Annotated in this window: 10 protein-coding genes; 5 read left to right on the top strand and 5 right to left on the bottom strand. The window is 74.4% G+C overall.

The genetic code is table 11. From position 1 onward, the window contains the following. Positions 1 to 216 precede the first annotated feature (216 nt). Positions 217 to 1,092, top strand: a complete 876-nt coding sequence (locus NFS20_RS21705; protein ID WP_251153858.1) for a PAC2 family protein — start codon at positions 217 to 219, stop codon at positions 1,090 to 1,092. 23 nt (positions 1,093 to 1,115) lie between these two features. On the opposite strand, the gene mshC is transcribed toward NFS20_RS21705, so the two are convergent. Beyond that, the gene (gene mshC, locus NFS20_RS21700; protein WP_251153857.1) at positions 1,116 to 2,390 is read right to left on the bottom strand and encodes a cysteine--1-D-myo-inosityl 2-amino-2-deoxy-alpha-D-glucopyranoside ligase; all 1,275 of its coding nucleotides are present in this window, start codon (positions 2,388 to 2,390) and stop codon (positions 1,116 to 1,118) included. An 84-nt stretch (positions 2,391 to 2,474) separates the two neighbouring features. On the opposite strand from mshC, the gene NFS20_RS21695 reads away from it, so the two are divergent. Continuing rightward, positions 2,475 to 3,545, top strand: a complete 1,071-nt coding sequence (locus NFS20_RS21695; RefSeq protein WP_251153856.1) for a CorA family divalent cation transporter — start codon at positions 2,475 to 2,477, stop codon at positions 3,543 to 3,545. 22 nt (positions 3,546 to 3,567) lie between these two features. Here NFS20_RS21695 and NFS20_RS21690 read toward each other — a convergent pair whose 3' ends face one another. Next, the gene (locus NFS20_RS21690) at positions 3,568 to 4,443 is read right to left on the bottom strand and encodes an undecaprenyl-diphosphate phosphatase (protein ID WP_251153855.1); all 876 of its coding nucleotides are present in this window, start codon (positions 4,441 to 4,443) and stop codon (positions 3,568 to 3,570) included. Positions 4,444 to 4,565: 122 nt separating this feature from the next. On the opposite strand from NFS20_RS21690, the gene NFS20_RS21685 reads away from it, so the two are divergent. Beyond that, positions 4,566 to 5,534: an aldo/keto reductase gene (locus tag NFS20_RS21685; protein ID WP_251153854.1), complete on the top strand. Its 969-nt coding sequence runs from the start codon at positions 4,566 to 4,568 to the stop codon at positions 5,532 to 5,534. A gap of 7 nt (positions 5,535 to 5,541) precedes the next feature. On the opposite strand, the gene NFS20_RS21680 is transcribed toward NFS20_RS21685, so the two are convergent. Beyond that, positions 5,542 to 5,886, bottom strand: a complete 345-nt coding sequence (locus tag NFS20_RS21680; protein ID WP_251153853.1) for a primosomal protein — start codon at positions 5,884 to 5,886, stop codon at positions 5,542 to 5,544. Between the two features lie 102 nt (positions 5,887 to 5,988). Here NFS20_RS21680 and NFS20_RS21675 point away from each other — a divergent pair, with 102 nt between their 5' ends. Both NFS20_RS21675 and NFS20_RS21670 read left to right on the top strand, forming a co-directional pair. Continuing rightward, the gene (locus NFS20_RS21675) at positions 5,989 to 6,222 is read left to right on the top strand and encodes a DUF5703 family protein (protein WP_251153852.1); all 234 of its coding nucleotides are present in this window, start codon (positions 5,989 to 5,991) and stop codon (positions 6,220 to 6,222) included. A gap of 19 nt (positions 6,223 to 6,241) precedes the next feature. Next, the gene (locus NFS20_RS21670; RefSeq protein ID WP_251153851.1) at positions 6,242 to 7,057 is read left to right on the top strand and encodes a fructosamine kinase family protein; all 816 of its coding nucleotides are present in this window, start codon (positions 6,242 to 6,244) and stop codon (positions 7,055 to 7,057) included. 27 nt (positions 7,058 to 7,084) lie between these two features. On the opposite strand, the gene NFS20_RS21665 is transcribed toward NFS20_RS21670, so the two are convergent. Further along, entirely contained in the window at positions 7,085 to 8,428 is a 1,344-nt protein-coding gene (locus NFS20_RS21665) for a M20/M25/M40 family metallo-hydrolase (RefSeq protein ID WP_251153850.1), read from the bottom strand. Between the two features lie 218 nt (positions 8,429 to 8,646). Then, a complete protein-coding gene (locus tag NFS20_RS21660; protein ID WP_502800846.1) occupies positions 8,647 to 10,764 on the bottom strand; it encodes a M3 family metallopeptidase in 2,118 nt (705 codons plus the stop codon). Positions 10,765 to 10,809: the final 45 nt, after the last annotated feature.

The raw sequence follows: 10,809 nt of genomic DNA, 5'->3' as shown, positions 1-10,809 counted from the left end.
CGTATTGGGCGCAATTGTTTTTTTTTGCAAGAAGAGGCCGACAGACGGCTTTGGCTTGAGTCTCGTGGGCTGGGAGGTGTAAAAAAGGGACGGGGGCGGGGGGCGGTGCGCAGGCCGCGCCGCGGCGCCGGCCGGCTCCCACCCTACGCGGCGGGCAGGTACGCCACGGGCGAACCTCTCCCGCCGACGTCGGGCCGGTCCGCATAGGCTGGGGCGATGAGCGAGAACGCGCACGACGGCGCCCGCCAGACCGTGATGATCGCGGCGTTCGAGGGCTGGAACGACGCGGGGAGCGCCGCGACGTCCGCGCTGGCGCACCTGCACGAGGTCTGGGGGGCCGAGGACGTCGACGAGCTCGACCCGGAGGAGTACCACGACTTCCAGGTGAACCGCCCGGTCGTCACGACCGACGAGGACGGCCGGCGCGAGATCACGTGGCCGACCACGACGATCGCGACCGCGACGATCGCGCCCAGCGGTCGTCGCGTGGTCCTCGTGCACGGCATCGAGCCGTCGATGCGGTGGCGCAGCTACTGCCGGGAGCTCCTCGACATCGCGGTCGAGCACGACGTCCGCACGGTCGTGACGCTCGGCGCGCTCCTCGCCGACGTTCCGCACACCCGCCCGATCCCCATGACCGCGACGTCCGAGAGCGTCGGCCTGCAGGCCGTGCTCGACGTCGAGCCGAGCACGTACGAGGGGCCGACGGGCATCGTCGGGGTCCTGCAGCACGCAGCGGCGGAGCGCGGCATGCAGTCGGTCTCGCTGTGGGCGGCCGTCCCGCACTACGTCGCGCACCCGCCGTCCCCCAAGGCGACCCTGGCGATCCTCGCGCGCGTCGAGGAGCTCGTCTCGGAGGCGATCCCGCTCGGTGAGCTGCCGGAGGACGCGCAGGCGTGGCAGCACGGCGTCGACGAGCTCGCGGCCGAGGACACCGAGATCGCCGAGTACGTCCAGCAGCTCGAGGAGGCCAAGGACACGGCCGAGCTCCCCGAGGCGAGCGGCGAGGCGATCGCGCGCGAGTTCGAGCGCTACCTGCGGCGGCGCGACCCGGGCAGCTCCGGCGAGCGGGGCAAGGGCCCCACCGTCTAGGACCGCCGCCGGCTACCGAGCGGTCAGAGCCGCACGCCCAGCAGGGCGTTGACCGCCCGGGCGACGACGCCGGGCGCGCCCTCGTCGTCCGCCGTCGTGTCGCGGCCGGGTCGCAGCGACTCCGCGGCCCACGCGTCGACCGCGGCGAGCGCGGCGGGGGCGTCGAGGTCGGTGGCGAGCGCGGCCCGCACGGCGTCGAGCATGGCCGTCGCGTCGGGGCCGCCGTTCCCGGAGACGGCGTCGCGCCAGGTCTCGAGCCGCGCGGCGGCGGCCGGCAGGTCGTCGTCGGTCCACTCCCACTCGGTGCGGTAGTGGTGGGCCAGGAGCGCGAGGCGGATCGCCATCGGGTCGACGCCGGTCGCGCGCAGGTTCGACACGAGCACGAGGTTGCCGAGCGACTTGCTCATCTTCTGGCCCTCGTACGCGACCAGCCCGGCGTGCACGTGCACGCGCGGCGCGGCGCCGTCGGAGAGCACGCGGTCGTGCGACGACGACATCTCGTGGTGCGGGAACAGGAGGTCCGCCCCGCCGCCCTGGACGTCGAACGGCAGCCCCAGCCCGTCGCGTCCGATGACCGAGCACTCGATGTGCCAGCCCGGGCGGCCGGTGCCGAGCACGCCACCGTCCCACGCCGGCTCGCCCGGTCGCTCGCGCCGCCACAGCAGCGGGTCGAGCGGGTCCTTCTTGCCGTCCCGGTCGGGGTCTCCCCCGCGCTCGGCGAAGAGCCGCTCCATCATGTCGCGCCCGAGGCGCGAGACGGAGCCGAACGCCGTGTCGGCCGACAGGTCGGCGTAGACGTCCCCGAGGCCGGCGTCGGTCCCTCCCGCGCCGGGCTCGACCGGGACGCGGTACGCCGTCCCCTCCGCGAGCATCGCGGAGACCGCCTCGACGACGGCGGGGATCTTCTCGACCGCGCCGTCCCAGACGTCGGGCGGCACGACGCCGAGCGCGGTCATGTCCTCGGCGAAGAGCGCGATCTGCTGCGTCGCGAGCGCGCGCCAGTCGACGCCCGTGGCCGCGGCGCGCTCGAGCAGCGGGTCGTCCACGTCCGTGACGTTCGACGCGTACGTGACCTGGTACCCGGCGTCGCGCCAGGCGCGCACGAGGAGGTCGAACGCGACGTAGGTGTTCGCGTGGCCGATGTGCGTCGCGTCGTACGGCGTGATGCCGCACGCGTAGAGCGTCGCGGTGTCGCCCTGGGCGGCGACGACGAGCTCGCCGGTGGTCGAGTCGTGCACCCGGACGGGGCGGCCACGGCCGGGGAGCTCGGGGATCTGCGGGGCGGGCCAGCTGTGCACGCGACCACCATAACGGCCCGGTCGCACGCCACGCGCCGGTGTCCCGCACGGGCGCGGGCCCAGGTGGCGCGCGACAATGCGGACGTGACGAACCCCACGCCCCCCGGCCCGCACGCGACGGGTGGAGAGGGGGCCGCGCCGCGGCCGATCGCCGCATGGCACGTCGACGCGGGCGGCGGCGAGGCCCGCCCGCTCGACCCCGCCTCCGTCGACCCGGTCGCGGACCTGCTGCGCGGGCACGCCGCCGCGGGGGCGGAGGACCGGGCGACGTGGGTGCGCCTGGCGGATGTCGAGACCCTGCACGACGCCGCGGCGGGGCTCGCCCCCGACGCGGGCGCGGTCGCGGGCAGCCCGAGGCCGGACGACCTGCGCGCGCGGCACCCGCTCGCCCTGGTCAAGCGCGTCGCGGACGACTGGCTCCTCATCATGACTCCGACGGCCTGGTACACGCCCCACGACCGCCAGGTGCACACGGGCGCGTTCGCGACGCTCGTGGGGCCCGGCGTCGTGCTCACGGCCGAGGACGGTGGAGCCGGGACGCACGACGCGATGCTCGAGCGCCTGCGCGGTCCGGGCGCGCCCCGCGGCGGGGCGGTCCGGCGCGTCACGGCGGCGGCCGTCACGGCCGTCGTCTCCGCGGCGTCGGCCGTCGAGCTCGAGCTCGGCGACGCGGTGGCGAGCACCGAACGCCTCGTCTTCGAGCAGCGGCGCGCCGACCCGGTCCAGCGCATCTACGACCTCAAGCGCGAGATCACCGAGGCGCGGCGTGCGCTGCTGCCCGTCACCGCCGAGCTGCCCGAGCTCCTCGACCCGGACGTGCCGGACCACCTCGGGGTGGACCGGCGCGTGCTCGAACGTCTGGTGTCCACCGTCGAGCGCATCGACCGGCACCTCGACGCCCACGACGACCTGCTCTCGGACATGCTGCAGGTCCACATGTCGCAGGTCTCGGTCCGGCAGAACGAGGACATGCGCAAGATCTCCGCGTGGGCGGCGATCCTCGTCTACCCGACGATCGTCGCGGGCGTGTACGGGATGAACTTCGCCCACATGCCCGAGCTGGCGTGGACGCTCGGCTACCCGATGGCCCTCGCGCTCATGGCGGTCGGGTGCGTCGTGCTCTACCGGGTCTTCCGGCGCGCGGGCTGGCTCTGAACCGCCGTCCCGCGGACGGTGGTCAGGGCGTCGGGGCCGTGGTGCCGCCGGGCTCGAGCACGCCCGTGAGCAGGAGCAGCACGAGGAGCGCGGCGAGCACGAGGCGGTAGACGACGAACGGCGTGTAGCTGAACGTCGACACGATCTTGAGGAACGCGATGATGACGAAGTAGCCCACGACGAACGCGACGAGCGTGGCGATGAGCGTCGCCCCGGCGCCCGGGGCGCCCGGCACGGGCTCCCCCGCGGACTTGACGAGCTGGTAGAAGCCGGAGCCGAGCACCGCGGGGATCGCCAGGAGGAACGAGTAGCGGGCCGCCGCCTCGCGCGTGAAGCCCATGAGGAGCCCGGCCGTGATCGTCCCGCCCGAGCGCGAGACGCCCGGCACGAGCGCGAGCGCCTGCGCGAACCCGAACGCGACCGCCTGCCCCGGCGTCAGCTCGCGCAGCGCGCGACGCTTGGCGCCGACGCGGTCCGCCCAGCCGAGCAGGAGCGCGAACACGGCGAGCATGAGGGCCGTCAGGTAGAGGTTGCGGAACGTGTTCTCGATGGCGTCCTGGAACAGCAGGCCGAGCACCACGATGGGGACCGAGCCCAGGGCGATGTACCAGGCCATGAGGGCGTCGTGGTCCCCGCGGCCCATGCGGGAACGCCAGTCCGTGCCGTGGTCGCCGCGCAGCGACCGCCACCAGGCGACGCAGATGCGCGCGATGTCCCGGCGGAAGTAGAGCAGGACGGCGGTCTCGGTCCCGATCTGGGTGATGGCCGTGAAGGCCGCACCCGGGTCCTGGGACCCGATGAGCTCCCCGACGATGCGCAGGTGGGCGCTCGAGGAGATCGGGAGGAACTCGGTCAGGCCCTGGACGAGGCCGAGGAGGACGGCTTCCCACGCGTTCACGAGCGGCCACGATACCGGCCGCAGGGTGCCGCGCGGACCACCGGGTGAACCTGTCCGTGTCCGCGTCCGACGGCGCGCGCCCGACCCGCGCGAGCGTGTGCGCGCCGGTACCCTCGGCTCCCATGGAACTCCGCCAGCTCGGCCGCACCGGCCTGCGCGTGTCCGTCCTCGGCCTCGGGACGATGACGTGGGCCCGCGACACCGACGAGCTCGACGCCGGCGAGCAGCTGCGCGACTTCGTGGACGCCGGCGGGACGCTCGTCGACACCGCGGCGTCGTACGCGGACGGCGACGCCGAGACCCTGCTCGGGTCCCTGCTGGGGAACAAGGTGTCCCGCCGGGACGTCCTGCTGTGCACCAAGGCGGGCGTGCGGCACACCCCGACGGGACCGGTCGTGGACGCGTCGCGCGGCGCGCTCCTCGACTCGCTCGACGACTCGCTCGGCAGGCTGGGCACCGACCACGTCGACCTGTTCCTCGTCCACGCCCCCGACGCCGGCACGCCGTTCACGGAGACGCTCTCCGCGCTGCGCCACGCGGTGACGTCGGGCCGCGCGCGGTACGTGGGGCTCTCCAACCATCCCGGGTGGGCGACGGCGCAGGCCGCGGCGCTCCTCGGTGGGACCGACGACGTGGGGCTCGCGGCGGTCGAGGTCGAGTACTCGCTCCTGCAGCGCGGTGCCGAGCGCGAGGTCGTGCCCGCCGCCGACGCCCTGGGACTCGGCCTGCTCGCGTGGTCACCGCTCGGCCGCGGGGTGCTCACGGGCAAGTACCGCCGGTCGTTGCCCGCCGACTCCCGCGGCGCGTCGCCGCACCTCTCGGCCTTCGTCGAGCCCTACCTCGACAACGGGTCCTCGGGCGTGGTCGAGGCCGTCGTGACCGCTGCCGAGGGCCTCGGGCGAGCGCCGCTCGACGTCGCCCTGTCCTGGCTGCTGGGTCGGCCCACCGTGGCGAGCGCCGTCGTCGGGGCCCGCACGCCCGCACAGCTGCGCGCGTCGCTCGACGCGACGGACCTCGTCCTGCCGCGCGCCGTGTGCGCGGCGCTCGACGACGTGAGCGAGATCGAGGTCGGCTACCCCGAGCGGTGGTGACCGCGGGTCAGCGCGCCCCGTCCGTCTCGAGCTCGCCCGCGAGCTCGTCGTCGTCGATCGTGTCGAGCGCGTCGTCCTCGTCGTCGTCCGCGTCCTCGTCGTCGTCCGCGTCCTCGTCGTCGTCCGCGTCCTCGTCGTCGTCCTCGTCGTCCTCCTCGGCGAGGTAGAACGGCGTCGCCTCCCCGTGCACCTGCCCGAGCGCCTCGTCGTAGACCTCGAAGGCGTCCGCGAGCACGTAGTAGGCGTCGTCCACGGACGGGTCGTCGTCTCCCCGACGGGCGGCGACGGCGTTGAAGTGGGCCTCGAGCGCGGCGATGAACCGGTCGAGCGCGGCACGCGGGTCAGCGGTCATACCCTGACGGTAGCCCTGAGCGGGGCACAATGGCACTCGAAAGACGCCGGTGGCCGACCACGTCCGGCCGCCGACGGACCAGCGGAACGAGGACGGTGACACGTGGAGAGCAGGTCGACGTCACGCCGGCGGCCCGAGAGGGTCGCGCAGGGTGGGCAGTACGAGTACCGCGTCCTGACGATCGACCGCTCGACGAGCCGGTCCGACGCGACCAGGCTGCTGACGGACGAGGCCGAGTACGGCCGGTGGGAGCTGGCCCGCACGCGCCTGTACGTCGGGGGCGAGCGCCGCGTGTGGCTGCGGCGCAAGATCATCCGGGTGCGCTCGACGCTGTGACACGGGTCCCGTGGGACGCGTGAGCGACCTGTTCACCAAGTCCCGGGCCGACGCGCCGGAGGGCTTCTTCGCGTGCGAGGCCGCCGGGCTCGCGTGGCTGCGCGTGCCGGGCGGCCCGCGCGTCGTCGAGGTCCGCGGCGTCGGCCGCACGCACCTCGACCTCGAGCGGTTGCAGCCCGCCCGCCCGACGCCGTCGGCCGCCCGCGCCCTCGGGCGACGCCTCGCCGTCGTGCACGACGCCGGCGCGCCCGCCTGGGGCGCACCGCCCGCCGGGTGGGACGGGGACGGGTTCTTCGGTCCGCTCGACGACTCGCTGCCCCTGCCGACGGGCGCCTGGGCGGACTGGCCGTCGTTCTACGCCGAGGCCCGCCTCGCGCCCGTCGCGGAGCAGGGTCGTGAGCGCGGTGCCCTGGAGCCCGACGACGCGGCGCTCCTAGGGCGCCTGGCCGAACGTCTCCCGGACCTCGCCCGGCCCGCGCTCGACGACTCCCCCGCGCGCCTGCACGGCGACCTGTGGTCGGGCAACGTCCTGTGGGCCGCGCCGGTGACGTCCGGGTCCGGCGAGGCCGCCCCCGCCGTGGAGGCGGTGCTCATCGACCCCGCGGCCTACGGCGGGCACCGCGAGGCCGACCTCGCGATGCTCGCGCTGTTCGGCGCACCGCACCTCGACGAGATCGTCGCGGGCTACCAGGAGGTGCACCCGTTGGCCCGGGGCTGGCGGCACCGGGTCGCGCTGCACCAGGTGTACCCGGTCGCGGTGCACGCGGTGCTGTTCGGCGGGGGCTACCGCACGCAGCTGCGCTCGACGGTCGCGGCGCTCCTCGACGACCGCTGACGGCCGGCCGGGAGCACGTCGTCGGTCTCAGCAGGTGCGCAGGAGACGGTCGAGCACGCGGACCCCGAACCGCAGCGAGTCGACGGGCACGCGCTCGTCGACGCCGTGGAACATCCCCGAGAAGTCGAGGTCGCCGGGCAGGCGCAGCGGGGCGAACCCGTACCCCGTGATGCCGAGCCGCGCGAGCGACTTGTTGTCCGTCCCGCCCGAGAGCGTGTACGGCAGGACGGTCGCCTCGGGGTCCTCGGCGACGAGCGCGTCGACCATCGAGTCGACGAGGTCTCCCGTGAACGGCACCTCGAGCGCGATGTCCCGGTGGATCGCCTCGATCCGCACGTGCTCGCCCGCGAGCTCGCGGAGACGCTCGAAGCCGTCCTCCTCGTGCCCGGGGAGCAGTCGCGCGTCGATCGTGGCCTCGGCCCGCCCCGGGATGACGTTGGCCTTGTACCCGGCGGCGAGCTGGGTGGGGTTCGACGTGTGGCGCACGGTCGCCCCGACGAAGCGCGAGGCCGGCCCGAGCGCCGCGACCAGCGCGTCGATGCTGCGCGGGTCCTCGGCGTCGTAGCGCAGGCCGGTGAGGTCGGCGACTCCCCGCAGGAGCGCGTCGACCGTCGGCGTGAGCGTGTACGGCCAGTGGTGGGTACCGATGCGCGCGACGGCCTCGGCAAGACGCGTCACCGCGTTGTCGTGGTTGACCTGCGAGCCGTGACCGGCGCGGCCGTCGGCGACGAGCCGCAGCCACGCGATGCCCTTCTCCGCGGTCTGGAGCAGGTAGGCGCGCCGGCCGCCGACCTCGACGGAGAAGCCGCCCACCTCGCTGATCGCCTCGGTCGCCCCCTCGAAGAGCTCGGGGCGGTGGTCGACGGCGTAGCGCGCCCCGTAGGTCCCGCCCGCCTCCTCGTCGGCGAAGAAGGCGACGACCACGTCGCGCGCGGGCTTGCGCCCCTCACGCACCATCTGGCGCACGACCGCGAGGATCATCGCGTCCATGTCCTTCATGTCGACGGCGCCGCGTCCCCACAGCAGCCCGTCGCGCTCCTCCCCGGCGAAGGGGTCGACGGACCAGTCGGACGCCTGCGCGGGCACGACGTCGAGGTGCCCGTGCAGCACGAGCGCGGGACGGGTCGGGTCCGCGCCCTCGAGCCGCACGACGACGCTCGCGCGCCCCGGCGCGGACTCGAACAGCTCGGGCTCGAGGCCCACCTCGTGCAGCAGGGCCATGACGTGCTCGGCCGCGGCGCGCTCACCGGGTCCCGACCCGTCGCCGAAGTTGGACGTGTCGATGCGCAGCAGGTCCTGGCAGATGCCCACCACCTCGTCCTGCGCGGTCGGGACGGGCACGGCGGAGGACTCGGGGCGAACGCTCGTCATGCGCCCCACGCTACCCGGGCACGACGGCGGCACGTCGCACCGCCGTCGGCCGCTCGCCGGGCGGACCCGGCCGGAGCGAGGCCGCGAGGTAGTACCCCGGTGGGACGACGTCGTACCCCGGTCGCGCGAGGTAGTACCGCTGTCGTGACAGCGGTACTACCTCGCGGAACCGGGGTACTACCTCGCGGTTCCTGGTCTTCGGGCGTGCGGGCGGCGCGTCAGGCGTCGAGGCCGCGGCGGGCGAGCAGCGGCGCGATGTCCGCGTCGCGACCGCGCAGCTCGCGGAAGGACTGCAGCGGGTCCTGCGAGCCACCGCGCGCGAGGAGCGCGCGACGGAACCGCTCGCCGTTCTCGCGCGTCAGGCCGCCGTTCTCGCGGTACCACTCGACCGTGTCGGCGTCGAGCACCTCCGACCAGATGTACGAGTAGTACCCGGCCGAGTACCCGCCGCCGAACACGTGGTTGTAGTACGTGGTGCGGTACCGCGACGGGACCGGCGCGAACGCCACGCCCGCGCCGTCGAGCGCGGCGGCCTCGAAGGGCAGCACGTCCTCCACCGACGTCGGCACGGCGTCGGCCGAGAGCTGGTGCCAGGCCTGGTCGAGCAGCGCCGCCGCAAGGTACTCGGTCGTGCCGAAGCCCTCGTTGAACTGGCGCGACGCGAGCATCGTGTCGACCCACTCCGCCGGCATGGGCTCCCCGGTCTCGTGGTGCACGGCGTAGGCGCGCAGGATCTCCGGCTCCCAGGCCCACATCTCGTTGACCTGCGAGGGGTACTCGACGAAGTCGCGCGGCACGTCGGTGCCCGACTGCGACGGGAACCGCACGTCGGAGAAGAGCCCGTGCAGCGCGTGCCCGAACTCGTGGAACAGCGTGATGACCTCGTCCCACACGAGCAGCGTCGGCTGTCCGGCCGGCGGCTTGACGATGTTGAGGTTGTTCACGACGACCGGCTTCTGGTCGAGCAGGTGGTTCTGGTCGACGAGGTTGTTCATCCAGGCGCCGCCGCGCTTCGACTCGCGCGTGTACCAGTCGGCGAGGAACAGGCCCATCCCCTCGCCCGGCTGGCCCGGGGTCTCGGCGTCGAACACCTCGAACACGCGCACGTCCGGGTGGTACCCGACGAGGTCCGCGCGCTCGGTGAACGAGATCCCGAACAGCCGGTTCGCGGCACGGAAGACGCCGTCGTGCACGACGCGCTCGAGCTCGAGGTACGGGCGCAGGAGCGCGTCGTCGAGCGCGTAGCGGTCCTTGCGCACGCGCTCGGCGTAGAAGGACCAGTCCGAGGCCCGCAGGCTCGCGCCGGCGTGGTCCGCCTGCAGGGCCGCCTCCAGGTCCGCGGCCTCGCGGCGCGCGTTCGCGACGGCGGCCGGCGCGAGCCGGGACAGCATCGCGTTCACGGCGTCGGTCGTCTTCGCCGTCGCGTCCTCGGCGACGTACGCGGCGTGGTGCTCGTAACCGAGGAGGCGCGCGCGCTCGGCGCGCAGGCGCACGGTCTCGAGGACGATCTCGCGCGTGTCGTGGTCGTCGCCCGTCGCGCCGCGGCCCTCGGACGCGCGCTGCACGCGCTCGCGCACGTCGCGGTCCGTGAGGGACGCGAGCACGCCCTGCTGGGTCGGGAGCTGCATCTCGAGCAGCCACGCGCCCTCGTGACCGCGCGCCGCGGCGGCCTCGGCCGCACCGGCGACCGCGTCGTCCGCGAGGCCGACGAGCTCGGCACGGTCCGTCACGAGCACGCTCGCCGCGTTGGCCCCGGCGAGGAGCTTGCGCCCGAACGCCGCCTCGAGGCTCGTCAGACGGCCGTTGATCTCGCGCAGGCGCTCCTGCTCCGCCGCGTCGAGCTCGACGCCCGAACGGCGGAAGTCGGTGAGCAGCGTGTGCAGCAGCCACGCGGCGTCGGGCTCCAGCGTCTCGTCGCCGGCGTCGACGGCATCCTGGAGCGCCCGCGCCCGCGCGTACAGGCGCGCGTCCATGTAGATCGCGTCGTGGTGGGCCGCGTACTCGGGTGCGAGCTCCTCCTCGATGTCCTCCAGCCCCGGCGTCGCGTCGGCGCTGAGCTGGTTGTAGAACGCGTGCGCGACCCGTGACAGGCTGCGGCCGGAGCGCTCGAGAGCCTCGAGCGTGTTGGCCACCGAGGGAGCCTCCGGGTCGGTGGCGATCGCCTCGACGGCGGCACGCTGCGCAGCCATCGCCGCGCGCAGCGCGGGCACGTAGTGCTCCTCGCGCACCGCGGTGTAGTCGGGCAGCTCGTACGGCAGCCGCGACGGGGCGGCGAACGGGTTGGCGGGATCGAGGTCGAGGTCTGCGCCGGTGGGCGCGAGCGGATGGGACGTCATGGCCCCCATCCTCGCCCCGCGGCGCCGCCCGGGTGAAACGGAATC

This window comes from Cellulosimicrobium sp. Marseille-Q4280 (genome assembly GCF_943181405.1).
In the GTDB taxonomy this organism is placed as follows: Bacteria; Actinomycetota; Actinomycetes; order Actinomycetales; family Cellulomonadaceae; genus Cellulosimicrobium.
Note: the sequence above shows the minus strand (reverse complement) of the source record. Positions and strands in the feature narration are given on the sequence as shown.

Bases quoted from the DNA above. Each gene is read 5' to 3' on its own strand.
- NFS20_RS21705 (WP_251153858.1), top strand. From the start codon at position 217: ATGAGCGAGAACGCGCACGACGGCGCCCGCCAGACCGTGATGATCGCG.
- NFS20_RS21685 (WP_251153854.1), top strand. From the start codon at position 4,566: ATGGAACTCCGCCAGCTCGGCCGCACCGGCCTGCGCGTGTCCGTCCTC.
- NFS20_RS21665 (WP_251153850.1), bottom strand. From the start codon at position 8,428: ATGACGAGCGTTCGCCCCGAGTCCTCCGCCGTGCCCGTCCCGACCGCG.
- NFS20_RS21660 (WP_502800846.1), bottom strand. From the start codon at position 10,764: ATGACGTCCCATCCGCTCGCGCCCACCGGCGCAGACCTCGACCTCGAT.
- NFS20_RS21680 (WP_251153853.1), bottom strand. From the start codon at position 5,886: ATGACCGCTGACCCGCGTGCCGCGCTCGACCGGTTCATCGCCGCGCTC.